General features: G+C 65.1%; 27 protein-coding genes and 1 rRNA gene. 16 read left to right on the forward strand and 12 right to left on the reverse strand.

The features are described from left to right. The 8 genes from rrf to C1H84_RS16380 all read left to right on the forward strand — a co-directional run. Positions 1-83 (forward strand): 5S ribosomal RNA (rrf, locus tag C1H84_RS16350); the annotation flags it as partial. A gap of 262 nt (positions 84-345) precedes the next feature. Beyond that, positions 346-1,128 (forward strand): SDR family oxidoreductase, encoded by a 783-nt coding sequence (locus tag C1H84_RS16355; RefSeq protein WP_082123728.1) that lies wholly within the window; start codon positions 346-348, stop codon positions 1,126-1,128. Positions 1,129-1,334: 206 nt separating this feature from the next. After that, entirely contained in the window at positions 1,335-3,308 is a 1,974-nt protein-coding gene (locus tag C1H84_RS16360) for a M13 family metallopeptidase (protein ID WP_082123729.1), read from the forward strand. Positions 3,309-3,384: 76 nt separating this feature from the next. Then, positions 3,385-4,944, forward strand: a complete 1,560-nt coding sequence (gene lysS, locus C1H84_RS16365) for a lysine--tRNA ligase (RefSeq protein ID WP_113608002.1) — start codon at positions 3,385-3,387, stop codon at positions 4,942-4,944. Positions 4,945-4,949: 5 nt separating this feature from the next. Then, on the forward strand, positions 4,950-5,117 hold the full coding sequence (locus C1H84_RS18350; protein ID WP_181728182.1) for a hypothetical protein: 168 nt from the start codon (positions 4,950-4,952) through the stop codon (positions 5,115-5,117). Between the two features lie 136 nt (positions 5,118-5,253). Further along, positions 5,254-5,574: a histone-like nucleoid-structuring protein Lsr2 gene (locus tag C1H84_RS16370; protein WP_047117705.1), complete on the forward strand. Its 321-nt coding sequence runs from the start codon at positions 5,254-5,256 to the stop codon at positions 5,572-5,574. Positions 5,575-5,838: 264 nt separating this feature from the next. Continuing rightward, positions 5,839-8,352 carry an ATP-dependent Clp protease ATP-binding subunit gene (locus C1H84_RS16375; protein WP_047117706.1) on the forward strand — a complete coding sequence of 838 codons (2,514 nt, stop codon included), beginning with the start codon at positions 5,839-5,841 and terminating at the stop codon, positions 8,350-8,352. Positions 8,353-8,462: 110 nt separating this feature from the next. Continuing rightward, on the forward strand, positions 8,463-8,927 hold the full coding sequence (locus tag C1H84_RS16380; protein ID WP_146956171.1) for a hypothetical protein: 465 nt from the start codon (positions 8,463-8,465) through the stop codon (positions 8,925-8,927). Here the strand turns inward: C1H84_RS16380 and C1H84_RS16385 are convergent. From C1H84_RS16385 to C1H84_RS16400, 4 genes are read right to left on the reverse strand one after another with little or no spacing between them, the layout of a single operon-like run. Further along, on the reverse strand, positions 8,924-9,370 hold the full coding sequence (locus C1H84_RS16385; protein WP_113608004.1) for an iron chaperone: 447 nt from the start codon (positions 9,368-9,370) through the stop codon (positions 8,924-8,926). The genes C1H84_RS16380 and C1H84_RS16385 overlap by 4 nt on opposite strands. Before the next feature lie 11 nt (positions 9,371-9,381). Next, positions 9,382-9,789: a VOC family protein gene (locus C1H84_RS16390; protein WP_047117709.1), complete on the reverse strand. Its 408-nt coding sequence runs from the start codon at positions 9,787-9,789 to the stop codon at positions 9,382-9,384. Positions 9,790-9,837: 48 nt separating this feature from the next. Further along, the gene (locus C1H84_RS16395) at positions 9,838-10,236 is read right to left on the reverse strand and encodes a helix-turn-helix domain-containing protein (protein ID WP_113608005.1); all 399 of its coding nucleotides are present in this window, start codon (positions 10,234-10,236) and stop codon (positions 9,838-9,840) included. 3 nt (positions 10,237-10,239) lie between these two features. Beyond that, positions 10,240-11,457, reverse strand: a complete 1,218-nt coding sequence (locus C1H84_RS16400) for an MFS transporter (RefSeq protein WP_181728183.1) — start codon at positions 11,455-11,457, stop codon at positions 10,240-10,242. A gap of 131 nt (positions 11,458-11,588) precedes the next feature. Here C1H84_RS16400 and C1H84_RS16405 point away from each other — a divergent pair, with 131 nt between their 5' ends. After that, on the forward strand, positions 11,589-12,095 hold the full coding sequence (locus C1H84_RS16405) for an amino-acid N-acetyltransferase (RefSeq protein ID WP_047117660.1): 507 nt from the start codon (positions 11,589-11,591) through the stop codon (positions 12,093-12,095). Between the two features lies 1 nt (position 12,096). On the opposite strand, the gene C1H84_RS16410 is transcribed toward C1H84_RS16405, so the two are convergent. Both C1H84_RS16410 and C1H84_RS16415 read right to left on the reverse strand, forming a co-directional pair. Continuing rightward, positions 12,097-12,897, reverse strand: coding sequence for a DUF1206 domain-containing protein (locus C1H84_RS16410; RefSeq protein WP_113608006.1), 801 nt, complete (start codon positions 12,895-12,897; stop codon positions 12,097-12,099). Positions 12,898-12,949: 52 nt separating this feature from the next. Beyond that, the gene (locus tag C1H84_RS16415; RefSeq protein ID WP_047117662.1) at positions 12,950-13,858 is read right to left on the reverse strand and encodes an HhH-GPD family protein; all 909 of its coding nucleotides are present in this window, start codon (positions 13,856-13,858) and stop codon (positions 12,950-12,952) included. Between the two features lie 84 nt (positions 13,859-13,942). Here C1H84_RS16415 and C1H84_RS16420 point away from each other — a divergent pair, with 84 nt between their 5' ends. Further along, positions 13,943-14,545, forward strand: a complete 603-nt coding sequence (locus C1H84_RS16420) for a hypothetical protein (protein ID WP_047117663.1) — start codon at positions 13,943-13,945, stop codon at positions 14,543-14,545. Between the two features lie 19 nt (positions 14,546-14,564). On the opposite strand, the gene disA is transcribed toward C1H84_RS16420, so the two are convergent. The 3 genes from disA to C1H84_RS16435 are packed head-to-tail and all read right to left on the reverse strand — an operon-like array spanning position 14,565 to position 18,229. Continuing rightward, positions 14,565-15,638 (reverse strand): DNA integrity scanning diadenylate cyclase DisA, encoded by a 1,074-nt coding sequence (gene disA, locus C1H84_RS16425; protein WP_047117664.1) that lies wholly within the window; start codon positions 15,636-15,638, stop codon positions 14,565-14,567. Between the two features lie 33 nt (positions 15,639-15,671). After that, a complete protein-coding gene (radA, locus tag C1H84_RS16430) occupies positions 15,672-17,066 on the reverse strand; it encodes a DNA repair protein RadA (RefSeq protein WP_113608007.1) in 1,395 nt (464 codons plus the stop codon). Between the two features lie 20 nt (positions 17,067-17,086). Continuing rightward, complete coding sequence (locus C1H84_RS16435) at positions 17,087-18,229, reverse strand: FUSC family protein (protein ID WP_047117666.1); 1,143 nt, start codon at positions 18,227-18,229, stop codon at positions 17,087-17,089. A 216-nt stretch (positions 18,230-18,445) separates the two neighbouring features. On the opposite strand from C1H84_RS16435, the gene pstS reads away from it, so the two are divergent. The 6 genes from pstS to C1H84_RS16465 all read left to right on the forward strand — a co-directional run bounded on the left by pstS (position 18,446) and on the right by C1H84_RS16465 (position 23,464). After that, complete coding sequence (gene pstS / locus C1H84_RS16440; RefSeq protein ID WP_047117667.1) at positions 18,446-19,564, forward strand: phosphate ABC transporter substrate-binding protein PstS; 1,119 nt, start codon at positions 18,446-18,448, stop codon at positions 19,562-19,564. 115 nt (positions 19,565-19,679) lie between these two features. Beyond that, on the forward strand, positions 19,680-20,615 hold the full coding sequence (gene pstC / locus C1H84_RS16445; protein WP_047117668.1) for a phosphate ABC transporter permease subunit PstC: 936 nt from the start codon (positions 19,680-19,682) through the stop codon (positions 20,613-20,615). Beyond that, complete coding sequence (gene pstA / locus C1H84_RS16450) at positions 20,615-21,757, forward strand: phosphate ABC transporter permease PstA (RefSeq protein ID WP_082123726.1); 1,143 nt, start codon at positions 20,615-20,617, stop codon at positions 21,755-21,757. The genes pstC and pstA overlap by 1 nt, the downstream gene beginning before the upstream one ends. A gap of 49 nt (positions 21,758-21,806) precedes the next feature. Continuing rightward, entirely contained in the window at positions 21,807-22,586 is a 780-nt protein-coding gene (gene pstB / locus C1H84_RS16455; RefSeq protein ID WP_047117669.1) for a phosphate ABC transporter ATP-binding protein PstB, read from the forward strand. Between the two features lie 204 nt (positions 22,587-22,790). Further along, positions 22,791-23,267, forward strand: a complete 477-nt coding sequence (locus C1H84_RS16460; protein WP_113608008.1) for a hypothetical protein — start codon at positions 22,791-22,793, stop codon at positions 23,265-23,267. After that, positions 23,267-23,464 carry a helix-turn-helix transcriptional regulator gene (locus C1H84_RS16465; protein WP_047117670.1) on the forward strand — a complete coding sequence of 66 codons (198 nt, stop codon included), beginning with the start codon at positions 23,267-23,269 and terminating at the stop codon, positions 23,462-23,464. The genes C1H84_RS16460 and C1H84_RS16465 overlap by 1 nt, the downstream gene beginning before the upstream one ends. 24 nt (positions 23,465-23,488) lie before the next feature. Here the strand turns inward: C1H84_RS16465 and C1H84_RS16470 are convergent, their stop codons facing one another. The 3 genes from C1H84_RS16470 to C1H84_RS16480 form a co-directional block, all read right to left on the reverse strand. Then, entirely contained in the window at positions 23,489-24,508 is a 1,020-nt protein-coding gene (locus C1H84_RS16470) for an inorganic phosphate transporter (RefSeq protein WP_113608009.1), read from the reverse strand. Positions 24,509-24,513: 5 nt separating this feature from the next. After that, a complete protein-coding gene (locus tag C1H84_RS16475; RefSeq protein ID WP_047117672.1) occupies positions 24,514-25,128 on the reverse strand; it encodes a hypothetical protein in 615 nt (204 codons plus the stop codon). 242 nt (positions 25,129-25,370) lie between these two features. Continuing rightward, positions 25,371-26,582, reverse strand: a complete 1,212-nt coding sequence (locus C1H84_RS16480; RefSeq protein ID WP_231736035.1) for an MFS transporter — start codon at positions 26,580-26,582, stop codon at positions 25,371-25,373. Positions 26,583-26,601: the final 19 nt, after the last annotated feature.

Below are 26,601 nucleotides of genomic sequence, written 5' to 3' on the forward strand. Positions count from 1 at the left end.
CCATACCGAACCCGGAAGCTAAGGCCCATTGCGCCGATGGTACTGCACTCGTGAGGGTGTGGGAGAGTAGGTCACCGCCGGACTTAACTTGGTGCGTGTGGTCCTGGACTTGTCAGTCCGGGGCCGCACGTGGTTAACGGGAGGCCCTGACACGTCATGTGTCGGGGCCTCCCGCTATTTAAAACCCCGATTCCGGGCCGATAATTGACTTAGACAATGGAGTTCCGGACCAAGATTGATTTCCTGCTAAACGCCTTTTTGTCGCTAACCTGTTCTTAAGCGCTCACCGCGAACTCATTTCCGCGGTTCAGCGACAGACATCGAGATGAATCGAGGACTCAGGTTTTGAGAACTTACATCGTAACTGGAGCAGGATCCGGAATCGGCATGGCAACCGCAGAACTTCTGCGCGAACGCGGCCAGAAGGTGATCGGCGTGGACCTTCGCGGTGCTGAAATCACCGCAGATCTCTCTACCCCCGAGGGACGCAAGGCTGCCATTGAAGAGACGCTGCGCTTGAGCGAGGGCAAGATCGACGCAGTGATCGCAGCTGCTGGCATTTCCGCTCCCAAGGCGCTGACCGTTGCCGTCAACTTCTTCGGCGTCACCCAGTACCTCGAGGGACTGCTGCCGGCACTGTCTCAGTCCGAGGCCCCACGCGTTGCCGTGGTGTCCTCGATGGCGTCGCTGCAGCCGAACTCGGTCGAGCTTGTCGACGCCCTGCTGTCGGGCGACGAAGACGCTGCACTGGCCATCGGCAAGTCCCTGGAAGAGCAGGGCCCGAGGACTGGCTACCTGAACTACCCGTCGTCCAAGCGTGCCCTCAGCCGCTGGGTCCGCCGCGAATGCATCACCCCCGCCTGGGCCGGCGCCGGCATCCCACTGAACGCCGTGGCGCCAGGCACCGTGATCACCAACATGACGCGCGAGATGCTTTCGACCGAAGAGGGCCGTGCCGGCGTTGACGCCCACGTGCCAATGCCGCTGAACTACCACTCGGAAGCGGTTGTCATCGCCAAGCTGCTGCTCTGGCTGACCAGCGAGGAAAACACCCACGTCACCGGCCAGACCATCTACATCGACGGCGGCGCGGATGCCTCGCTGCGCGGCGATGATATCTGGAGCTGATTCTAGGCACGCGAAGCCTGCTGACCGCAGCGAACTGTTGCGGATTTCAGGCTTTCCCATGTATCTGCTGCCCCGAACACCATGGTGTTCGGGGCAGCAGCTGTTTAAGCCGTGGGTGGAGGACTCCCGGAGCCGAACCCTATTTCAGAAGAACTGGTTACAGTGTGTAATAGGTTTAGCCCGATCTTCTACGAAGGAGCAGCTCCTTGACTACCGAATTGCCTGATGTCCTGAAGTACCGCGACGACGCCATTCGCCCGCAGGACGACCTGTACCGCCATAGCAACGGCAAATGGTTCGAGACGGCGACCATCCCCAGCGACCAGGGCATTTACGGCTCCTTCATGGAACTGCGCGACGAGGCCGAGGCCGCTGTGCACGCCATCATCGAAGACGCGGTCGCCGCGCACCAGTCCGGTGCCGAGATCGACGGCGCAACCCGGCGCATCGCCCACCTCTACGGGTCCTTCATGAACGAGCAGATCATCGAGGAGCGCGGCGCGGCCCCGGTGGCCAGCTACCTGGAAGCCATCACCCAGGTCCAGGACGTCCAGGGACTGCTCGAGCTCTCCGGCTCGTTCTACCGCAAGGGCATCAGCGGCTTCGTCGACATCGGCGCGATGAGCGACGCCGGAGACCCGGACCGCAACCTGCTGACCTTCCTGCAGGCGGGGCTTGGCCTGCCGGACGAGTCCTACTACCGCGAGGAGCAGTTCGCGCAGACCGTCGCGGACTACCGCGAGCACCTTGCGCGCCTGTTGGGCCTGGGAGGCATCGAGAACGCCGAATCCGCCGCGGAATCCGTGGTGCAGCTGGAAACCGCCATCGCCTCCCACCACTGGGACCGGGTCAAGGTGCGCGACGCGCAGGCCCGCTACAACCTGCTGACCGGCGAAGACCTGTTCGGCCTCATGCCGGGCCTGCGCGCCTGGCTGGATGGCGCCGGCATCGATCAGAAGTACTTCGGCGAAGTGGTGGTCTGGCAGCCGAGCTACATCGAGGCGCTCTCGGGGCTGCTGGCGGAGCAGCCGCTTCAGGCCTGGAAGAACTGGCTGACCGTGCAGGTGCTGCGCTCGTTCGCGCCGTACCTGTCCAGCGCATTCGTGAATGAGAACTTCGCCTTCTACTCGGCCAAGCTGGGCGGCGTGGAGAAGCTCAAGGACCGCTGGAAGCGCGGGGTTGCCTTCACCGAGGGCGCCGTCGGCGAGGACCTTGGCCAGCTCTACGTGGCCCGGAACTTCCCGCCGGAGGCCAAGACCGCCATGGACGCGCTGGTGCAGCGCCTGATCGAGGCCTACCGGATCTCCATCAGCAACCTGCCGTGGATGGGCGCGGACACCGTGCAGAAGGCTTTGGACAAGCTCTCCAAGTTCCGCCCGAAGATCGGCTACCCGGACCAGTGGATCGACTACTCGTCGATTCAGACCGACGAGCTGGACGTGATCGCCAACCGTGCAGCCGCCAACGAATTCGAGTTCAAGCGCGAGCTGAAGAAGATCGACGACGGGGTGGACCGTGAGCTGTGGTTCATGTACCCGCAGACCGTCAACGCCTACTACCACCCGCTGCTGAACGAGATCGCCTTCCCGGCCGCGATCCTGCGCCTGCCGTTCTTCGACGTCGACCGCGACATCGCCTCCAACTTCGGCGCCATCGGCGCGGTGATCGGCCACGAGATCGGGCACGGCTTCGACGACCAGGGCTCGCAGTACGACGGCAGCGGCCAGCTGACCAACTGGTGGACCGACGAGGACCGTGCAGCCTTCGAGAAGCTCACCGGCAAGCTGGTTGACCAGTACAACGCGCTGAGCCCGACCGAGGCCCCGGACCACCAGGTCAACGGCGCGCTGACGCTGGGCGAGAACATCGGCGACCTGGGCGGGCTGGGCATCGCCTACAAGGCCTACAAGCTCGAGCTCGCCGCCAACGGCATCGTCGAGGACGAGGTCATCGACGGCGTCACCGGCGACCAGCGCTTCTTCTATTCGTGGGCCGAGTGCTGGCGCACGCTGATCCGCCCGGAGACCGCGGTCATCCGGGTGACCACCGATCCGCATGCGCCCGGGGAGTTCCGCTGCAACCAGGTGCCGAAGAACCTGGACGCATTCCACAAGGCCTTCGAGACCAAGCCGGGGGACGGCATGTGGCTTGATCCGGAGGATCGTGTAGTGATCTGGTAGACCGATTGCCGGGCGCGGAAGGCACAGGCCTTCCGCGCCCGGCGCGTTAACCGCGCTGTGAGGTGTAAGTCTGGTCATGATCAGTCCAACACCCCCGGAATCACACGTAGAATGGGATACTGTGACTTCCGAAATTAATTCCGCACAGGCCCCTGATCCGAACGACCAGCGTCAGGTCCGCACCGATAAGCGCAACCAGCTGCAGGCACTTGGTGAGGAAGCCTACCCAGTTGGCGTTGCCCGCACCCATTCCCTGCAGGAGGTCCGCGAAAAGTACGCGCACCTGGAAGCGGGCCAAGAGACCGAGGACGTCGTCGGCATTGCCGGCCGCATCGTCTTCATGCGCAACACCGGCAAGCTGTGCTTCGCCACCCTTCAGGAGGGCGGCCCGCAGGGCGTCGGAGTCCGCCTGCAGGTCATGCTCTCGATGGCGAACGTCGGCAAAGAGCGCCTGGCCCAGTGGAAGTCGCTCGTCGACCTGGGCGACCATGTTTTCGTTTCCGGCAAGGTCATCTCATCGCGCCGCGGCGAGTTGTCCATCATGGCCGACTCCTTCCAGATGGCGTCCAAGGCGCTGCGCCCGCTGCCGGTGCTGCACGCCGACCTGAATGAGGAAACCCGCGTCCGCCAGCGCTACGCCGACCTGATCGTTCGCAACGAAGCCCGCGAGATGGTCTACAAGCGCGCCGCCATTGTCCGCGCCGTGCGCAACACCCTGGAGAACCACGAATACGTCGAGGTCGAAACCCCGATGCTGCAGCTGGTGCACGGCGGCGCCTCGGCCCGCCCGTTCAAGACCCACCTGAACGCGTTCGACCAGGAAATGACCCTGCGCATCGCGACCGAGCTGTACCTCAAGCGCTGCGTCGTGGGCGGCGTGGACCGCGTCTTCGAAGTGGGACGCATCTTCCGCAACGAAGGCGTCGACTCGACCCACTCGCCGGAGTTCACCACCCTGGAGTGCTACGAGGCCTACGCCGACCAGTACGTCATGGCCGACCGCATCAAGGAGATCATCCTCAACGCGGCGGACGCCATCGGTGCCGGCCGCACCATCGAGACCTCCAAGGGCACCGTCAACCTCGACGGCGAATGGCGCTGGCTGAGTGTCTACCCGGGCCTGTCGGAAGCTGTTGGCGTTCAGATTACCCCGGAGACCGAGGCCTCGGTGCTGCGCGAGATCGCCGAAAAGCACGAAGTGAAGTTCGACCCGGCCTGGGGCGCCCAGAAGCTGGTCATCGAGCTGTTCGGCGAGATCGTCGAGCCGACCCTGATCGACCCGACCTTCGTCTGCGACTACCCGCCGCTGGCCCAGCCGCTGGCACGCCCGCACCGTTCCAAGCCGGGTGTCATCGAAGCCTGGGACCTGATCATCGGCGGCATGGAGCGCGGCACCGCCTTCTCCGAGCTGATCGACCCGGTCATCCAGCGCGAGCGCCTGACCGAGCAGTCGCTGATGGCCGCCGGCGGGGATCCGGAAGCCATGCAGCTGGATGAGGACTTCCTGCGCGCACTTGAATACGGCGCCCCTCCAATGGGCGGCATCGGCCTGGGCATCGACCGTCTGGTCATGCTGTTTACCGATGTAGGTATTCGCGAGACAATCTTGTTCCCACTTCTCAAGCCGGAGGCGTAATTACCATGCCATTTGTAGAGGCGTTCGTTCCCAGCATCGCGCTTGGATTGCTTTTTTGGTACGTAATGAAAGCACTTACCAATGCAGACCGTAAAGAGCGGCAGGCGGAATCAGAAGCGGATGCGCTAATTGAGAACCGAACTGAATCGGATACTCGTTCAACGCGCGAATAAGCTATTCCTGATAATTCCTTGTGAATTGATCTTCTAATTCGAAATGTTTCGTATTAATGTCTATACTTGAGCTACGAAATTGGAGTAACGCTTGCAAGCACTACTCAACGACATTAGAGCCGGAGGGAATTCTCAAATGGCACGTCAGGTTCAAATTGCGCTGATTGATGATATTGATGGCAGTGAAGCAACCGAATCCATTGCCTTCAGCATCGCTGGTCAGCATTTTGAGATCGATTTGAACGATGAGCACGCTGCGCAATTCCATGCGGCCTTGGAGCCTTATATTGAGGCAGCGCGCTCCTCGAAGCAGACCGCAGCGAGTGAAGCCCCGGCAATTCGTGCCTGGGCCAAGGAAAACAACATCAAGGTAAACGCCCGTGGGCGCCTGAATGCCGATGTTGTCGACGCCTACAATGCAGCCATGCGCAAGGGTGGCCGCAACCGCGCCAAGTAATGCGAGCGCGAGGAATAAGCCTCTATTTTAGGAAGCCCGTACTTTTTAAGTGCGGGCTTCCTGCTTTAATCACTTGCTGAAGAAAATTTCTCTCGCTATTTACTTGGTGTACTAATAAATGAATTTCTATCTACTTGCGGTTATCTTCTCGAACCGAAGCGAACGCGAAGCGGCCGCATCGGTTATCCCCGTGGCGAACAAGGGAGAATTGCTGGCCCCGGGTGCGTAGCATCGAACTATTGGTAAGCAAGGAGTGTGCCGAAGATGTTTGAGAGATTTACCGACCGTGCCCGTCGAGTTGTCGTGCTCGCCCAGGAAGAGGCGCGCATGCTCAACCACAACTACATCGGCACCGAGCACCTGCTGCTCGGTCTAATCCACGAAGGCGACGGGGTGGCCGCGAAGGCCCTCGAGTCGCTGAATATTTCGCTGGGTGCCGTCCGTGAGCAGGTTCAGGAGATTATCGGCAAGGGCCAGCAGGCTCCTTCCGGTCACATCCCGTTCACTCCTCGCGCCAAGAAGGTTTTGGAGCTCTCGCTGCGCGAAGCGCTGCAGCTGGGCCACAACTACATCGGTACCGAGCACATCCTGCTCGGGCTGATTCGCGAAGGCGAGGGCGTCGCAGCCCAGGTGCTGGTCAAGCTCGGTGCCGACCTCGGTCGTGTGCGCCAGCAGGTCATCCAGCTGCTCTCCGGATACCAGGGCGGCAAGGAAACCGCCTCGGCCGGCGTCAGCTCGGGCGGCCAGCAGGAAGGCGTGCCGGCAGGCTCGGCAGTGCTGGACCAGTTCGGCCGCAACCTGACCGCGGCAGCCCGCGAGGGCAAGCTCGACCCGGTTATCGGCCGCGAGCACGAGATGGAACGCGTCATGCAGGTTCTCTCCCGCCGCACCAAGAACAACCCGGTCCTGATCGGTGAGCCGGGCGTCGGCAAGACCGCAGTCGTCGAGGGCCTGGCCCAGTCGATCGTGCGCGGCGACGTGCCCGAGACCATCAAGGACAAGCAGCTGTACACCCTGGACCTCGGTTCGCTGGTGGCAGGCTCCCGCTACCGCGGCGACTTCGAGGAACGCCTGAAGAAGGTCTTGAAGGAGATCCGCACCCGCGGCGACATCATCCTGTTCATCGACGAGATCCACACCCTGGTCGGTGCCGGTGCCGCCGAAGGTGCCATCGACGCGGCGTCGATCCTCAAGCCGATGCTGGCCCGTGGCGAGCTGCAGACCATCGGTGCCACCACCTTGGACGAGTACCGCAAGAACATCGAGAAGGATGCGGCCCTCGAGCGCCGCTTCCAGCCGATCCAGGTCAAGGAACCGTCCGTCGAGCTGACCACGCAGATCCTGCGCGGCCTGCGCGACCGCTACGAGGCGCACCACCGCGTGACCATCACCGACGGCGCGCTGCAGGCAGCGGCCCAGCTGGCGCACCGCTACATCTCGGATCGCTTCCTGCCGGACAAGGCGGTGGACCTGATCGACGAGGCCGGCGCGCGGCTGCGCATCCAGCGCATGACCGCTCCTCCAGCCCTGAAGGAGATGGACGAGGAGATCGCCACCGTCCGCCTCGAGAAGGAAGCTGCCATCGACGCGCAGGACTTCGAAGGCGCTGCATCGCTGCGCGACAAGGAGTCCAAGCTCATCGAGGCCCGCAACGAGAAGGAAAAGGCCTGGCGCAACGGCGACCTTGACGAAATTTCCGAGGTCACCGAGGATCTGATCGCCGAGGTTCTGGCGAACTCGACCGGCATCCCTGTCGTGAAGCTGACCGAGGAAGAGTCCACACGCCTGCTGAACATGGAAGACGAGCTGCACAAGCGCGTCATCGGCCAGGATTCGGCCATCAAGGCCATCTCCCAGGCAATCCGCCGCACCCGTGCAGGCCTGAAGGACCCGAACCGCCCGGGCGGCTCGTTCATCTTCGCCGGCCCGACCGGCGTGGGCAAGACCGAGCTGGCCAAGGCGCTGGCGGAGTTCCTCTTCGGTGAAGAAGACGCGCTGATCACCCTGGACATGTCCGAGTACTCGGAGAAGCACACCGTTTCCCGTCTGTTCGGTGCCCCTCCGGGCTACGTCGGCTACGAAGAAGGCGGTCAGCTGACCGAGAAGGTCCGCCGTCGTCCGTTCTCCGTGGTGCTGTTCGACGAGGTGGAAAAGGCCCACGCGGACCTGTTCAACTCGCTGCTGCAGATCCTTGAAGACGGCCGCTTGACCGACTCGCAGGGCCGGGTGGTGGACTTCAAGAACACCATCATCATCATGACCACGAACCTGGGTACCCGAGACATCTCCAAGGGTGTCATGACCGGTTTCCAGGCTTCGGGCGATACCCGCACCGGCTACGAGCGCATGCAGGCCAAGGTCCAGGAGGAGCTGCGCCAGCACTTCCGCCCTGAGTTCCTGAACCGCGTTGACGACATCGTGGTCTTCCCGCAGCTGAGTCAGGAAGAGATCGAGGAGATCGTCGACCTGTTCATCGGACGACTGCGCAAGCGTCTGGACGAGCGCGGCATCACCATTGAGCTGACCGCCGCCGCCCGCACCCTGCTGGCACAGCGAGGCTACGACCCGGCCATGGGCGCCCGCCCGCTGCGCCGCACGATCCAGCGCGACATCGAGGACCAGCTCTCCGAGAAGATCTTGTTCGGCCAGATCGTCACCGGCCAGAAGGTCACCGTGGACGTCGAAGGCGAGGACGAGCAGCGGAAGTTCGTCTTCCACGCCGAAGGCGGCCCCGGTGAACTTGAAGGCGAACCGGCACCGGCAGCGCTGGAAAGTTAGGGCAAGCACTAAACAACCCGCGGGGCGCGGACCTGGAGCAATCCAAGTCCGCGCCCTGCGGGCTTTAACATTCCTTGGGCAACCGGCCTGCTGGCCGGTAGGCTCGGAATATGTCTGCAGCTCGCAAATATTCCATATTGCTGATCGGGCTCGGCGCAGCGCTGCTGCTCTACGCAGGGTCCTATCTGCTACTGCGTGCGGGTCTTCCCGCCCAGCTGGTCCGCCACCTCGGGCCGGAGGGGGCAGGCTACGATTCGACGCCCCTGGTGCTGGGGGTGGTTGCCGCGATCGCTGCGGCTGCGTTCGGCATCGGGGTTTGGACCTGCAACGACCTCACATCGCTGGGGCACTGGTATGCCGGACCCAAAGCGATCGTCGTGTGTTCCCTGGCTGCCGGCTACGCGGTCCTGGCCTTGGGCCTGGGAATGATGCTGGCTGCCAGCATCCCCGGAGCCGAAGACCAAGGCGCGAACGTGATCGGATTCAGCTTGCTCGCGCTGCTAGCGGGTTTTAGCGCCGCGGACGCGGTGCTGAGCGGAATCCTGCCCGCGGCGCGGCCGGAGGCCCTGGGCTAGTTTCCGACGGCCTTGCCGACCAGCGCGGCGACCTGCGCCTCGAGCCGTTCGTCCAGCGAGGTGATGGCGTAGGCGGTCGGCCACATGCTTCCCTCATCAAGCTGAGCCGCGTCGTTGAACCCGAGGGTCAGGTAGCGGGCCCCGAACTTCTCCGCGTCCTGGACGAAGCACAGGATCTGTCCGTCCAACGCGTAAGCGGGCATCCCGTACCAGGTCCTGGGCTCGAGCTGTGGCGCGGTTGTGGTGATGATGTGGTGCAGCCGTTGGGCGATTTCCTTGTCGCTTCCGCTGTAGGAGGCGATCTTGACTTCAACGTCCTGGCGGGCTTGGGCCGCTTTTTCGGCTTTGGTCATGCGCTTCTTCGGGGCGCGGACCTCCGCCGCGCGTTCTTTCATGGCCGCTTTCTCCGCGGCGCTGAAGCCTTCCTGATCGGTGGTGGTCATGATGTTTGCTCCTAAGCTGCCTGATTGATGCGGATCATGTTGCCCGACGGATCCCGGAATGCGCAGTCGCGTGGTCCCCAAGGCTGCTGCATGGGTTCCTGCAGCACTTCGGCCCCGCCTGACGACAAGGAGTCGAACAGCGAATCGAGATCCGGCACGGTGAGCACCAGCCCTCCCATGGCGCCCTTGGCGACCAGCTCACCGAGCGCTTGCGCGTCCTCGTCGGAGCGGCCCGCGCCAGGCGTCGAGAGCACCAGATTCAGGCCGCCTTGGGCAGGGACGGACAGCGAGACCCAGCGGAACCCTGCGTTGGATACGTCGGAGACCACGTCCAGCCCCAAACCGTCACGGTAGAAGCCGAGGGCTTCGTCCACGTCCAGCACGGTGACCGGGATGTATTGCACTGAAATGTTTGTCATGGTTTCAGGCTAGGGGAGCCTGCTGCCGCGACGCTTCTCCAAAACTGCTCAGAATCTTTCGGGCCGCAGAAGGACCTTGGCAATGCATGACGGGATCTGTTCGGTCTGCGAATGCTCGCGTTCCCGGTAGGCCGAGGGGGACTCCCCGACGACTTCGGTGAAGCGGGTGCTGAAGGAGCCCAACGACGTCCATCCCACCTGCATGCAGGCATCCGTGACTCCCACCCCGGAACGCAGCAGGTGCATGGCCCGTTCGATGCGCCGGGTCAGCAGGTAGGAGTGCGGAGTTTCGCCGTAGGCCCGTTTGAACTCGCGCGAGAAGTGCGCCGGGGACATGAGCGCGCGCTGAGCCATGGCGGGCACGTCCAGCGGCTCTGCATAGTGCCGGTCCATCAAATCCCGTGCCCGGCGCAGGTGGGCCAGCGTTTTCAGCATCTTGGCATCCATGGGCTAGGAGCTCCTGCGGCGCCGGAACACCAGGAACAGGCCGAGCAGGGTGCAGCTGAGGTAGATGCAGACCACGGCGATCCAGCCAGCGGTGAAGCCGCCCGGGGAGCTGATCAGCAGGCCCATGGCCAGCGGGCCGATGGTGAATCCGCCGAACTGCCCTGCCGAGACGATGCCGCTGGCGCTGCCCATCCGGCTGATTGGAATGGCGCGCAGCAGGGCGGCCATCAACACCACCGAGACGCCCAGCGCCGACGCGCCGTGAAGCACCACGGCAAGCCACAGAAGCACGGCCGAATGAGCCTGCTGGGCCATCAGGAAGCCGAGGCCTCCGGCGGTGGCGAGCACTGCGAGCAGGAGCAGCAGCTTCGGCGCGGGAACGCCGCGGGACATCATCCTGCCCCAGCCCACGCGGGCGCTGACGCCCACCACTCCGGCCACTGCGGCGGTGAGGCCGCCTGCAACCAGCGAGAAATCCAGTTCGCGCACCGCAAAAAGCGGGATGTAGACGTTCGTCGCTTGGACGCCGATGCCGTTGATGAAACCGAAGAGGGCCAGCGCGAAAACGATGAAGCGGGTAGAGGCGGTATCCGGGCTGGCCGCCTGCCCGGACACCGAACGGGGCGCCGCGGCCGCCGGAGCCTGCAGCAGCGGGACCGCCGAGACCACCTTGATGGCAAGAACGCCCAGCAGCGCGGCGACCACGGCGCCAATCAGCGACGCGCCGTGCCAGCCGATGACCGCAGCGAGCATAGGGAAACCCACGCTGCCGATCAGCTGGGACACCTGGACGCCGGACTGCTTGATGCCAGTCCAGGCGATGCGTTGGTTCTTCGGCACCCGCTGGGCGAGAATGCGGTTGGTGACCCCGTTGGGAAATGACTGGGCGAAGCCCGAGATGCCGGAAGCAACCAGCAGGAAGGCGTACCCCGCCGGCAGCGCGGCAAAGCCCATGGCCAGCGCGGCCATGCCGAAGACCAGCAGGAGCAGCCGGATATCAGGTTGCCGATCGGCGAACTTGCCGAACGCCACGTTGCCGATGGCCGCGCAGCCGAAGCACACGGTGGCGAGCAACCCGAACTGGGTCTCGCTGATGCCCAGATCCCTGATGACCAGGTCGCTGGTGGCACTGAGTCCGTAGTTCAGCAGCGGGGCGATGCCAACCGCTGCAAGAAGGATGGATAGCAGCCCCATTCCCGGGCGAGCTGTGCTCTGCGACATTCTCATCCTTCACTTCAGCCGGTAGTCATCACCGACACCAAGTTTGGCACAGGTCACGTGGCACGGTGCGCTCCGTGACATATCGGCCGCGAAGCTCGAATCCATGATCCTGCGGGCATAGGATTTGAAAGGTGAATACTTTTACCGTCCGTTCAGCGAAGACCACCGATGTCCCTGCAATCCGGAACCTCGTGCGACCACTGGCCGAGGAGCGCATTCTGCTGGACAAGGAAGCGGTGACCTACTACGAGTCCATCCAGGAATTCGTGGTCGCTGAAGACGCAGACGGGAACGTAGTCGGTTGCGGCGGTCTTCACGTGATCTGGGAAGACATTGCAGAGATCAGGACCTTGGCCACCTCCGCAGATCTGCGTGGCAAGGGCGTGGGGCACGTACTGCTTAAGGAGCTGCTCCAGAGGGCACGCCAGGTAGGGGTGCACCGTGTCTTCTGCCTGACCTTCGAGGTGAAGTTCTTCGAGCGCCAGGGCTTCAGCGTCATGGCCGACCAGAGCGCCGTGGACCCGTCGGTGTACCAGGAAATTCTGTTGTCCCGCGACGAGGGTGTGGCCGAATTTCTGGACTTGGCTAGGGTCAAGCCGAATACGCTGGGCAACACCCGGATGATTATTTCCCTCTAGCTCAATCCTCCATGGTGTCGAACCGGGAACGGAAGACCAGAAACAGCGCATAGGACAGCAGGCCCGCGCCGACGAGTACCAGCGCAAAGGGGCCGAACTGCTGCTCGCCCAGAGCCTTCAACGCCCCGTCGATACCCGTCGATTCCTCGGGATCGCCCTGCACTGTGGAAACGATGAACAGCAGACCCGCCGCTGCCAGCACCAGGCCCTTGGCCGGATAGCCAACGACGCCCGAGACCGTAATCGCCTTGCGCAGGGCGCGATGGCCGGTGGTCTGCAGGTCCTTCAGGAATCCGCGGGTTATTCCGCGGTATACGAAATAGCCGCCGACCCCGATCAGCACCACTCCCAAGGCGATCAAGGCTCCGCGGCCTGCGGTGGAGCGCATCAGCATGGCGCTGAAGGAGCTGGTGGTCTGCCCCGAATCGCTCTGGTTGCCGAGAGCGAATTGCAAAAATGCGCCGCTGAGTCCGAGGAAAACTATTCCGGTGCCCGCGGATTTAAGCCTTCTGAACGCTTTGGGTTGGGGCAGCGCTGCCTGTGCGAGGGACCAGAGGCCCAGCAGGGCAGCTCCGATCGCGCAGACCCACAGGAGCACGATCCCCCAGGGTTGCCCGGCCAGCGTCTGCAGCGCCCCGCTCTGGTCGGCTTCGGCGCTGCCACCCCTGGCCAGCACCAAGGCAAGAAAACCGAGCGTCGCGTGCAGCACCGCATTGGCCACGTAGCCGAGCCGCGCCGCGCGTTGGAACCATGGGTTCCGGGCCGTCTGGCGTGCCTTGCCGGCAGCAGAAGAAATGTCCATGACCCTAGCTTAGGGGCGCATCCGTATTCTGGCACAGGCTTTCGGCCATCGCTCAGGAGGGGAGCCTGACGCCTTCCGGGTCGGCAACCGCCAAGCCGTCCTTGAGCAATCCCGCCAGCGCCCGCTCGCGCTGCTCCAGCGGGGATTCGAGCTTGCCCAAAGCGACATACATCGCGTGGGTTTGCGCAGAAAGATCCGCCAGGAACGTCGTCTCCGGCACCGGATCTTCGTGCTCGCGCAGGATTGCCATGATGGCCCCGCGCACCTGGCGGTCCGTGCCGTGCCAGGCCTGCCCCTTGGGGGTGTAGTGCGGTTCCGGCCTTCCTGCAGTGATCCAGGCGCAGTCATCGAAGACCGGGCACAGCTCGCACTTGGGGCTGCGTGCGGTACAGACCAGCGCGCCGAGCTCCATGACGGATATGTTCCAGAGGTTCGCCTCCCGGCGGTCGTCCGGCTGCACCTCGCGGGCCCGGGCGAACTCGCTGGCGCGGGGGTTGGGTTCGGGCAATGCCATGCCGCCGAACACCCTGGCCTGGACGCGGCGGATGTTCGTATCAACCACCACGGTAGGCTCGCCGAAGGCGAAGCAGGCGATGGCAGCTGCGGTGTAGTCTCCCACTCCGGGCAGCGCCCGCAGTTCGGCTTCGGTCTGCGGCACCTGGCCGTTGTATTCGGTGGTGATCTCAACCGCCGCGGCATGCAGCCGCTGGGCGCGGCGCGGATACCCGAGCCTGCCCCAGGCTTTCAATGCCTCGGACAGCGGTTCGGCCGCCAGATCTTCAGGAGTTGGCCAGCGTTCCATCCACTCTTCCCAGACCGGAAGCACCCGCACCACCGGAGTCTGCTGCAGCATGAATTCACTGACCATGACTTCCCACCCGGTGACCCCGGGGCGGCGCCATGGCAGGTCGCGTTGGTTGTTCAGGTACCAGTGATTGATCTTCTCGTGAATTTGCTGCACCCATCCACTCTAAGTCAGCTGATTCACGGTGCAGAACCGCTGGATATCACACGGTGCGGGCGTGCAATGAACTAGCCTTAAGCCATGAGCAACACATCCGGGGGCAAGCCATCGGCCCGCGTCTATCGGCGCCGGCGCATCACCGTGGCTGTTTTGGCTCTCGTGCTTGTCGGACTCATCGTCTGGGGCGTCACCGCGGTCGTCGGAATGTTCGGCGCAGACGACGAACCCAAGGGGGCGAACCCGACCCCTGTCGAAGCTTCGCCCAATGCCTCCGAGCCCTCCGGGGAAACGGAATCCAACGCCTGCAAGGCCGGGGAAATCACCATTACCGCATCCACCGACAAGCAGTCCTACGCCTCGGAAGAGGACCCGGTGCTCACCCTGGGAATCGAAAACACGTCCAAGCGCGACTGCGAGCTGAATGTCGGCACCAGCCAGCAGGAATTCCTGATTTCCAGCGGCTCGGACAGGATCTTTTCCACGGTCGACTGCCTGAGCAACGGCGAAGACGTCGTGCTGGCTTTTGCCGCCGGGCAGAAGGAAAGCGCGAAGTTCACCTGGAACCGCAACCGCTCCGCCCCGGGCTGCAAGGCGGTCAACGCCAAACCGCTGCCGGGAACCTACAAGTTCACCGCGGCGATCGGCGAGATGACCAGCGACCCGACGACATTCGTGCTCAAGTAGCCGACCGCCCGGCGCGAGCCTAGATGTAGCGGTCAAGCAGCGAGGACTCGGCCATGCGCGCAAGTCCCTCGCGGATCGAGCGGGCACGCTGCTCGCCCACGCCCTCGATCTCCATCAGCTGGCTGGTCGACGCGGCCATGAGCAGCTGCAGGTTGTCGAAGGACGCAACCAGGCGCTCGCCGATGGCCTTGGGCACCGTGCGGATCTGCGACAGCAGGCGGTACCCCTTGGGGGTGAGCGTATCTTCCTGGTCTGCTGTCGAATTCGGGAACAGGATCTTGGTCAGCGCCTCGGGCTCGATCAGCTGGGCATCGGAAATCTCGTGCAGCTTCTCCAGCGCCGCCTCGATGTCCAGTTCCTGCCCCTCGGCGTGGGAGTAGTCGCGCAGCAGCAGCTGGTTGTCCACCTGGATGCCGGCCAGCAGCTCGGTGTGCTGGGAGGCCAGCAGGCGGCCGTCCGCGCCGAGCTCGAGCACTGAACGGGAAATTTCTTCGCTGGTGCGGCGCAGCATCTCAGTGCGTTGCAGCACCGCCAGCACCTCGCGCACCGTGGCGGTGTCCTCGATCTCCGCGGCGGACAACGCGCTGGTCACCTGGTCGAGCCGGTGGCGGTAGCGTTCGAGGGTGGCAATCGCCTGGTTGCCGCGCGCCAGCAGGCGTTCGGCCGGCTCGAGCACATGGCGCTCGCCGGCGGCGTAGAGGGTAATGGTCTGCATCGACTGCGACACCGAAATCACCGGGAAACCGGTCTGCACCGCGACGCGTTCAGCGGTGCGGTGGCGGGTGCCCGATTCCTGGGTCTCGATGGCCGCATCCGGCATCAGCTGCACCCCGGCCTGCAGGATCTGGCGGGCCGAGGCGTCGAGGATGATCGCGCCGTCCATCTTGGCCAGCTCGCGCAGGCGGGTGGGGGTGTAGTCCGTGTTGATCCGGAAACCGCCCGAGCAGATGGATTCGACCTCCTTGTCGTGCCCCAGCACGATCAGCGCGCCGGTGCGCCCGCGCTGGATGCGTTCCAGCCCTTGGGCCAGCTCGGTGCCCGGGGCGATCCGGGCCAGGGTGGAGAGTAGTTCGGGGGCGGGATGCGATTTCAACGTGCGTCCTTTCAACGGGCAGCAGCTCCCATTTTATCGTGTGGGCTTCTGCCTCTGGTTGAACGCGATATCCAGGGCCTGGGCAATGTTCTCCACCTGGAAAACGCGGATGCCGTCCGGGATGTTCTTCAGCGGCTCGGGTGTCGCCGGGGCCATGGCGAAGGAGAAGCCCAGACGCTGGGCCTCGGTGATGCGCCGCGCGATTTCCGGAACCTGGCGGACCTCGCCGGCCAGCCCCACCTCGCCGAAGGCGACGAAGTCCTGCGGCAGCGGGAACTCGTTCAGCGAGGAGGCCAGTGCCAGCGCGCAGGACAGATCCGCGGCCGGCTCGCTGATCTTCACCCCGCCGACCGTGGCGATGTATGAATCCATGGAGGACAGGTCCATGTGGGCGCGGGCCTGCAGCACCGCGACCACCATCTGGGCGCGCGCCGCATCCAGCCCGCTGGTGGCACGCCGCGGGGCTGGCCCGCTGCCGCGCGAGAGCAGGGTCTGCATCTCGGCGACCAGCGGCCGCCGGCCTTCCAGCGTGACCGTGATGCAGGTCCCCGGAACCGGGTTCCGGGTGCGGGTGACGAAGAGCTTGGAGGGGTCGGTCAGCGATTCGATGCCGTCCTCGTTCAGGTCGAAGCAGCCGACCTCGTCCGTTGCCCCGTAGCGGTTCTTCAATGCGCGAAGTATGCGCAGGCGGGAATGCTTCTCCCCGTCGAACTGGCACACCACGTCAACCAGGTGTTCCAGCAGGCGTGGACCCGCCACCGAGCCTTCCTTGGTCACGTGCCCGACCATGATGGTGGTCATGCCGCGGGTCTTGGCCGAGTTGATGATGGAGGCCGCCACCTCGCGCACCTGGGAGACGCCGCCGGCTGCGCCGTCGACCTCTGCGGAGGAGAAGGTCTGCACCGAGTCGAGGATGAGCAGCTGCGGGTTGATCTCCTGGATCTGGCCCAGCGCCAGCGAGAGGTCGGTTTCGGCCGCCAGATAGAGGTTGTCCGCGACGGCATTGATGCGCTCGGCGCGGGACTTCACCTGCGCTGCGGATTCCTCGCCGGTCAGGTAGAGCACCTTCAGCCCGGTGTGGGCCGCCTTGGCCGCGACGTCCAGCAGCAGCGTGGACTTCCCGACCCCGGGCTCCCCGGCCAGCAGGATGGCCGCGGCCGGCACCAGGCCGCCGCCCAGCACGCGGTCAAGTTCCGAGACCCCGCTGGGCCGGAAGGCGGCTTCTGAGCCGTCGATCTGGGCAATGGGCTTGGCCGGATGCGCGACCTTTGCCGCGGGGGCGGTGCGCGCGGAGACCACACCGACCTCTTCCACGGTGCCCCAGGCCTGGCATTCGCCGCAGCGTCCCACCCATTTAACCGTGGTCCAGCCGCATTCGGAGCACTTGTAGCTCGCGGTGGATTTGCTGCGCGTGGAAGTTTTGGCCATGGGTTAATGCTAGCGACCGGCTAGGACAACTTGGGCAGCACCTCGATGGCGGCCTCGTGGTCGCGTCCGGCGGCTTCCAGCAGATCCACCAGCATCGGGCGCAGCAGTAGCACCAGTCCTTCGCCCTGCAGGCCCTCGACACCCAGCGCCCGCGGGTCGAGCTGCGCGGCGGCGGCCTCCAGCTGGCTGCGGGCGCCCTTCTCGAACTTGCGCTGACCGGCCAGATTCGGCTCGCGCACCGAGTGGGCCAGCGCATTGATACCTTCGGAGATCTCGCGCAGCAGCGGCGCCAGGCTGGCGGATCCTTCCGGGGTCAGCGCGCTGTTGCTCAGCACCGAGGAAAGCCTGCGGGCGAAAACACGGGCGTTGCGGGCGGCCCAGTCGTAGTGGTTGAAGCGTTCGGAGAGCCGGGTGAGCTCCTCGCGGTGCCGCCGCCCGGCCGGGGAGAGCATCGCGATTTCCTGGGCCGCCCTGAACGCTCCGGGCAGCTGGTCCAGGTGCTTTTGGGTGGCGCGGGCCTTGATCAGCGCGTGGAACGCCGCCCGGCGGTCGTCATCCCGGATCGCCCAGGAGCATTCGAGCATCGCCTCGGAGAGCTCCTTGAACAGTTCCGAGAGCGCTGCCACCGGGGTGCGGCGCGGGTCCGAGGGCCACAGGATGATGATCAGCAACGCCAGCACCGAACCGGTCAACGCGTCCAGGGACCTGGAGAACGGCCCGTCCACGCTGATCGGCAGCAGCACCACCAGCGCCGACTGCATACCCAGCTGGGTGGAGAAGATCGGGCCCGAGTCCAGATAGCGGGCCACCACCAGGCTCAGCGACATCACCACCGCCGCCTGCCAAATGCCCTGCCCGAGCAGGTGCATCAGCGTATCGCCCAGGGCCACGCCCAGGGTGCACCCGAGCGCCACCTCGGCGGTGCGGCGGATGGTGGTCGCCCCGCCGAAGCCCAGCGAGATCAGTGCGCTGGTCGCCGCGAAGATCGGCTGGGTATGCCCCAGCATCGTGTCGGCCACCCAATAGGCGCCGACCGCGCCGAGGGTCATGCGGATGATCCGCGGCAGGGAGTTCCCGGCGCGGGCCAGCCCGGCGGCGTTGCGCCGGGCCAGGAAGTTCACGAGGTCTCGGCGATTGCTGCCGGAGGTGCGAGCGGTGGCCATGAGCCTAGTCTTTCATGAGCCGCGCAGGCTCCCGGGGCAGAGACACAGCAGATGCGGTGATCAGGATCACTGCAAGTTAAAGGCGTTGTTAACCTTTCGTTCACCTTCGCTGGGGGATCTGGTTACTTTGGCTCCTTAGCCTCGTAAGTGAAGCGGGACAAATGACCGCTGAAGGTTCAGATTCTTATCTACCGACTCTTATGGGGAGTAACTTTCGTGAAGCTCAATCGTCTTGGCAGTGCAGCTGCTGTTCTTTCCGTCGCAGCTCTCGCACTGACCGCTTGCGGTTCGGACAACCCGACCGGCGCCGGCGCGTCGGCATCGGGCGAAGCCCCGGCCGCCAACGCCGAAGTCACCGGCACCCTGACCGGCATCGGCGCGTCGAGCCAGAAGTCGGCCATGGAAGCCTGGATCACCGGCTTCAAGGCCGAAAACCCGCAGGCCAACGTCCAGTACTCGCCGGACGGCTCGGGCGCCGGCCGCAAGGCCTTCCTGGCCGGCGGCGCGCAGTTCGCCGGTTCGGACGCCTACCTGAAGCCTGAAGAGGCAGAAGAGGCCAAGCAGGTCTGCGGCCCGGACGGCGCATTCAACGTCCCGGCCTACGTTTCCCCGATCGCCGTGGCCTTCAACCTGGATGGCGTGAAGGAGCTGAACCTCGACGCGGCCACCATCGCCAAGATCTTCAAGAAGGAGATCACCACCTGGAACGATGAGGCCATCGCCAAGCAGAACCCGGACGCCACCCTGCCGGACACCGCGATCACCGTGGTGCACCGCAATGACGAGTCCGGCACCACCGAGAACTTCGTGGAGTACCTGAAGGCCGCCGCAGGCGACGTGTGGACCTACGACGTCTCCGGCGACTGGCCATCGGACATCCAGTCGGAGAACGCCAAGGGCACTTCCGGCGTGGTCTCCACGGCCGGCTCGACCGACGGCGCCATCACCTACGCCGACTTCTCCGCGGTGGGCGACCTGTCCACCGTGAACGTCAAGGTCGGCGACGAGTACACCAAGATTTCCTCCGAGGCCGCAGCCAAGGCCCTGGAGACCGCGACCCCGGTCGAGGGAGCCGCCAAGAACGACCTGGCCCTGGACCTGGAGCGCGACACCACCGAGGCCGGCACCTACCCGATCGTGCTGCTCTCGTACCACATCTTCTGCACCACCTACAAGGACCAGGCGACCGTTGACCTGGTGAAGGCCTTCGGCAACTACGTCGTCTCGGCCGACGGCCAGAAGACCGCTTCGGAATCGGCCGGCAACGCCCCGCTGTCGGCCAGCATGGAAGAGAAGGCAGCGGCTGCCATCGATTCCATCACCGTCGCCAAGTAGCACCCCGCCGGGAAACCGGCATCCGGTGTGGGCGGGCAACCGCCCACACCAAACCCCCTCCACCCCCGCAGCGCAAGCTGCAACACCCCTCCAATATCCGTAAAGGCTTAAGCCAATGACTACCAATGCTTTGACGAGCAAGTCATCGACTTCCGGCCGCGCCGGGGACAAGATCTTCTCCGGCGCCGCGCTCGGCGCCGGTGTACTGATCCTGATCACCCTGTTCGCGGTGGCGGTCTTCCTGCTCATCCAGGCCCTGCCGACGTTCTTGGCCGATCCGGCCGATATTTCCGGCGGCGCCGGCTTCTTCTCCTACATCGCTCCGATCATCGTCGGAACCGTCGTCGCAGCGGCCATCGCCCTGCTGATCGCCACCCCGGTCGGACTGGGCGTGGCGCTGTTCATCTCGCACCTGGCCCCGCGCCGCATCGCCGGCCCGCTGGGCTACGTGATCGATCTGCTGGCCGCCATCCCGTCGGTCATCTACGGCGCCTGGGGCTACATGGTGCTGGCCCCGGCGCTGGTTCCCGGCTACGACTGGCTGGCCACCAACCTGGGCTTCATCCCGATCTTCGAAGGCCCCGCCAGCCAGACCGGCAAGACCATGCTCACCGCCGGCATCGTGCTGGCAGTGATGGTGCTGCCGATCATCACCTCGCTGTCGCGCGAAATCTTCCTGCAGACCCCGAAGCTGCATGAGGAAGCCGCCCTGGCCCTGGGCGCCACCCGCTGGGAAATGATCACCACCGCAGTGCTGCCCTTCGCCCGCCCAGGCATCATCTCAGCCACCATGCTCGGCCTGGGCCGCGCACTGGGCGAGACCATGGCAGTGGCACTGGTGCTCTCCACCGGCAACCTCATCCCGTCGCTGATCAAGTCCGGCAACCAGACCATTGCCGCCGAGATCGCGCTGAACTTCCCCGAGGCCTTCGGGCTGCGTCTGGCCGAGCTCATCGCCGCCGGCCTGGTCCTGTTCCTGATCACCCTGGTCGTGAACATGATCGCCCGGGCAATCATCGCCCGCCACAAGGAATTCTCCGGAGCCAACTGATGAGTGCCATGACTACTTCCGAACGCAGCAACACCACGACGCAGCCGACGCCTCCGAGCCGCAAGCGCAATTCGCTGGCCAAGGGCAAGCTGCCCAAGTGGGCCATCCCGGCCATCGCCGGCGGCTCGATCATCCTCGGCGCGGCGGGCTCCACGCTGACCGGCTTCCACGTGGCGAGTTTCGCCATCTACTCCGCAGTCATCTTCCTGATCGCCGCCTCGGTGGCCACCACGGTGGTGGAGGGCAAGCGCCGCGGCAAGAACGCGACCTGGACCTACCTGATCTACGCTTCCTTCATCCTGGCGCTGATCCCGCTGGCCTCGGTGCTCTACACCGTGCTGGAAAAGGGCCTGCCGGGCATGAACATGCACTTCCTGTTCAGCTCCATGAACGGCGTGACCGGCGCGGTCGACAACCAGACGGTCGAAAACGGCACCCCGGTGCTCGGCGGCGCCTACCACGCGCTGATGGGCACCTTGCTGATCACCCTGTGGGCCACCGTGATCTCGGTGCCGGTGGGCATGCTCACCGCCATCTACCTGGTCGAGTACGGCAAGAACGGCCCGCTGGCCCGCGCCATCACCTTCTTCGTCGACGTGATGACCGGCATCCCGTCCATCGTCGCAGGCCTGTTCGCCGCCGCCTTCTTCGGCCTGATCCTGGGCCCGAACTCGCGCATGGGCATCGTCGCGGCCGTCGCCTTGAGCGTGCTGATGATCCCGACGGTGGTCCGCTCCACCGAGGAAATGCTCAAGATCGTCCCGAACGAGCTGCGCGAGGCTTCCTACGCGCTGGGCGTGCGCCGCTGGCGCACCATCCTGAAGGTGGTCATCCCGACCGCGATCTCCGGCATCGCCTCCGGCGTGACCCTGGCCATCGCCCGCGTCATCGGCGAAACCGCCCCGATCCTGGTCACCGCCGGCATCGCCAGCAACATCAACCTGAACGTGTTCGCCAACTGGATGTCCACGCTGCCCACGTTCATCTACTACCAGATCATGACGCCGACCAGCCCGACCAACGTCGACCCGTCGATCCAGCGCGCCTGGGCAGCTGCCCTGCTGCTGATCCTCATGGTCATGGCGCTGAACCTGGCCGCCCGGCTGATCGCCAAGCTCTTCGCTCCAAAGAAGGGCCGTTGAGCCAGCGCTCCGGCCCTCGACACCCCAAGAATTTTCAAGGATAAACACCATGGCAAAACGCATCGACGTCAACGACCTGAACGTCTACTACTCCAAGTTCCGCGCAGTTGAGGGCGTGTCCATCAACATCGAGCCGAAGTCGGTCACCGCCTTCATCGGCCCGTCGGGCTGCGGCAAGTCCACCTTCCTGCGCACCCTGAACCGCATGCACGAGGTCATCCCCGGCGGCCGCGTCGAGGGCGAGGTCCTGCTGGACGGCGACGACCTGTACGGCCCGGGCGTCGACCCGGTGACCGTGCGCAGCCAGATCGGCATGGTCTTCCAGCGCCCGAACCCGTTCCCGACCATGTCCATCAAGGACAACGTGCTGGCCGGCGTGAAGCTGAACGGCAAGAAGATCTCCAAGTCCGACGCCGACGCGCTGGTGGAGAAGTCGCTGCGCGGCGCGAACCTGTGGAACGAGGTCAAGGACCGCCTGGACAAGCCGGGCTCGGGCCTCTCCGGCGGCCAGCAGCAGCGCCTGTGCATCGCCCGCACCATCGCGGTGAAGCCCGACGTGATCCTGATGGACGAGCCGTGCTCCGCCCTGGACCCGATCTCCACCCTGGCCATCGAGGACCTGATCAATGAGCTGAAGAACGACTACACCGTGGTGATCGTGACCCACAACATGCAGCAGGCCGCACGCGTCAGCGACAAGACCGCCTTCTTCAACATCGCGGGCACCGGCAAGCCGGGCAGGCTCATCGAGTACAACGACACCGCCGCCATCTTCTCCAACCCGGAGCAGAAGGCCACCGAAGACTACGTCTCAGGACGCTTCGGATAAAGATTTCGTCTACCGCCTGCCGTCAGCAGGCCGGTAGGTGAACCGGAAGGGGGGTCTTCCGGGGATCCTGGAGGGGATCACCGCCAGCGGCGCACCGAAAGGTGCGCCGCTGGTTTTTAAACCTTGATGTAAAGCAACCTTGACTGTAAAGGAAGCTTAACTATAGATTGATGCCACGAGGAAGAACCGACAGGAGGAAGAGCGATGACCGAGATCAAGAAGTCGGCCTGGGGCCGCATGCGTTCGGGCGGGAACACCCGCACACTGCTTTTGCTGAGCTTCGGAGGAGGCCTGGCCGCCGCGCTGGGTGTTGCCGCGCTCGTTGCCGCCGCGGGGCCCGAGGAGCGGTTCCTTGCCACGTTGCTGGCCTTCGGGTTCAGCTTCTGGCTCCCGTTCTCCGCGCTGCTCTGGGTGCTGCTGGTTGACCGCGGGACCATGCGCGACGCGCCGCGCAACGTCGAGGACTCGGTGGAATACCGCTGGAGCGAACGCGCTTCGGCAGGGGTGTTCCGCGACATGCTGGTGCTGCTGGGTGCGGGCGCGGCTGTGCTCAGCGTCTTGGAGGTCGCCATCGACCTGACGCTGCGCTGGCCGCTGCACCTGGTGCTCGCGGGCCTGGTGGTCCTGGCGATGGTGGATTTCGGCATCCGGATGCAGCTGAGCAAGGGGGCTGAGGGCTAGTGCGCAATTCACTGGCCGAACGGCGCAAGGACAGGGGATTGTCGCAGCAGGCGCTCGCCGACGAGCTGGGGATCTCGCGCCAAAGCATCATCTCCTTGGAGAAGGGCCGCTACGACCCCTCGTTGCCGCTGGCGTTCAAGCTGGCCGCGCTGTTCGGGTGCCCCATCGAGGACTTGTTCACGCCGGATCCGGACTAGCCCGGCCAGTCGCCGGGAAAACCGCTAGAACAGCGGGCTGATGGCCAGCGTGAGCACCGCGCCGCCGAAGACGCATACCACGGGCGTCAGTACCCAGTGCCAGGCCACCCTGGCGACATTGCGCCAGAAGACCGACTCGAAGGCCTGGTTCTTGCCGGCGCCGACGATGCCGCTGGTGACGGTCTGGGTGGTGGACAGCGGCAGATGGAAGACCAGCGAGCCGACGAACAGCATGATGGCGGAGACGCCCTGGGCGATCATTCCGCGCATCGGGTCGAAGTTCACCAGGCGGCGTCCCAGCGTGTGGGTGATGCGCCAGCCGCCCAGCAGCACGCCGAAGGACAACGCGGCGCCGGCGGACAGCTGGATGGCCCAGGTGACCGGCCCTGGGTCCATGGCGTCCCCGGTGATCAGCACCAGCGCGATCAGCGCGCCGGTGCGCTGGCCGTCCTGCAGGCCCAGCCCCAGGGCCGAGGCGCAGGCGGTGACCGCTTGGCCGGCGCGCGAGACCTCGTTCACGGTGTGCGAGGTGTCGTGCCGAACCAGCCACATCGCCGGGATCACCACCAGGTACGACAGGGTGTAGGCGATGATCGGGGAGATCAGCAGCGGCAGCAGGACCGAGCCAACCAGCAGCGCCCAGGCCCCGGACATCGACGCATCCCCCATGAAGGCCGCGGCGCCGCTGGCGCCCACCAGGGCGGAGAGCAGCGAATGGGTCGAGCTCATGGGCAGGCCGCGCCACCAGCAGTAGAGCCCCCAGGCACCGGCCGTCAGCAGGCCGCAGATCACCAGCTTCAGCCCGTCGATGCCGTCCGGGACGTTGAAGTTCAGCGCGTCGACCAGCGCGGTGCTCAATCCCGAGGTGGCGATGGTGCCGAGGAAGGCGAAGAACGATGCCACCACGACGGCCACCACCGGGGTCAGCGCCCTGGTGCGCACCGCGGCGGCCACCGCTGTGGAGGCGTCCCTGAAACCATTGAGCACGGCGTAGCCCAGGGTCAGGACCACCGCAACGGCGGTAAGGGACGAAATAACGGTCATGGGTCTTAGGACTCCTTGACCAGCACGCGGCCCAGGTGATCGGCGAACTGGCGCAGGGTGTTGGCGGTGAGCATCAGGTGGTCGGCCACGCGCTGGTGGCGGTGGATGGTGCTGGCCTTGGAGAAGCCCGCGATTTCATCCACCCACACCAGGTGGGTCCTCGCCGCGCGTTTGGAGGACTGCACCATCTGCAGCCAGTTGTCTTCCAGGTCGTCCAGGTTGCCAAGGTGCTGGACGGAGTCGGAGGCCAGGTCGGCCAGCTGCGAGATGAGCTCGAGCTGCTCTGAGGAGCGCTCAGAAAGCGGGGTGGTGCCGATGTTCATGATCAGCTCTCCGGTGCCGCGCAGCTGTTCCATGGTTTCGTGCAGCAGCCTCGAGAGCGTGTACATGTCCTCGCGGGGCAAGGGGCTGATGTAGCTGGTTCGCAGGTGGGTCAGCACCGCGTGGACCAGGTCGGAGGCCTCGGCCTCCGCCGCGGCCAGGTCGCGCAGCTGCTGGGGGCGCCCCTCGGGGTTGCCGATCATCTCGGAAACGCTGGCGACCGAGCGTCGAATCGTTGCGGCGAGGTCGCGCAGCAGCTCAATGCCGCGCGAGGCTGAGGGAAAAATCTGGAACTTCACTTTGTACGGCGCACCATTCGACTAGGGCATGCGGGCAGGTACCAACGCAGAACAGTTTACGTCGTTGAAGTGAACACAAGAATTGTGGTGGTGCCGGACCGGGAACGCCTCTCGGCGGAAGGCCGCTCTAGGCGGCAGAGTTTTGGAGCCCGGGGTTACCAGCAGCCCGGCACCGACTCCTAGTTTTCTCGCTTGAAGCGCTTGCTGTCAACCGCCTGCCCGACGGCGTGCCGTTTCTCACGTTATCGCCGCAGCGACTTCTCGATTCCGCTGATCCCCAGTAGCGCGCAGCAGAACCAGATCGCCCCGGCAGGGCCCATGCCAGCTGCCACGGTACTTGCGATAATCGGCAAACCTACTTGTCCGAGCCGGTTTCCCATGAGCCGGAGAGCCAGCGCGGCACCCCGGTCGGCCGGTTCCACCGAGGTGGAGATCATGGTCATGGTCAGCGGCTGGCCAAGTCCCAGGAAGAAACCGCCGACCAGCATCGCGGCGCCCGAGATCCACAGCGAGTCGATGAAGAACGGCGCGATGGCGATGGTGGCGGCCGCCAGGTACAAGCTGGTGGTGAGCAGGGCCGGGCGGCTGAAGTGCGCGGATAGCTGCGGGATCACCAGGCGCGAGACCACCGAGGCGCAGCCGCGGATGGCCAAGAGCACACCAACTGCCACAGGTGTGACGTTATGTTGCTCGGCGACCAGCGGCAGGAAGGCGGTGAGGATGTCCAGCATGGACAGCAGTGTCAGCGCCGCGAGCATGTGGGAGGTCATGCCGCGAACCCGCAGGATGGCCCAGGCGGAGGTCTTGGGGCGGGCCGATGCCGCGGAAGCGGTGTTCTTGGTGGTCGACGGCTGGAAATTGGCCAGCAGCAGCGGGGCCGCCAGCAGCGAGCAGCCGGCACCGATCCACAGTGACAGGCTGATGCTGGCGATGCGCTCTGGGGAGTCGGCCGCGGTGCCGGTGCCCAGGATCAGGCCTGCGGCCAGCGGACCGAGGAATTGGCCGGCGGAATACGCGGCGGTGAACCAGCCGAATCCCTTATCCAGTTCGCTGTCGGGCAAAAAGCGTGCGATGGAGGACTGGCCGCCGATGGTGAACATCAGGTGCCCCATGCCCAGCACCGCGCTGGCGGCCGCGACCAGCAGCGCGTTGGGGGACAGGGCGATGCCAGCGCCGCCGAGCGCCAGCAGGACGACGCCGCCCAGCATCAGGTAGCGGATCTGGCGCATGCGGGAGCTGAGCCGGCCCATGGAAATCGCTGTCACCAAGGGCAGCAGCGCGAAGGCGGCCGTGGCCGCGCCAACCGTCACCGGACCGGAACCCAGCGCAATGAGCTTGTAGGTCGTGACCGGGCGGATTACGTTCAAGGCCGTCTGGGACAGCAGCGCGGTGGCAATCAGCACCAGGAGCCAGCGCATGGCGCCCGAGGATGCCGCCTTGTTGTTTGCGCCCACGCACCGGCCCTTCGCTTGA

The organism is Glutamicibacter soli (genome assembly GCF_003309065.1).
GTDB classification, from domain to species: Bacteria; Actinomycetota; Actinomycetes; order Actinomycetales; family Micrococcaceae; genus Glutamicibacter; species Glutamicibacter soli.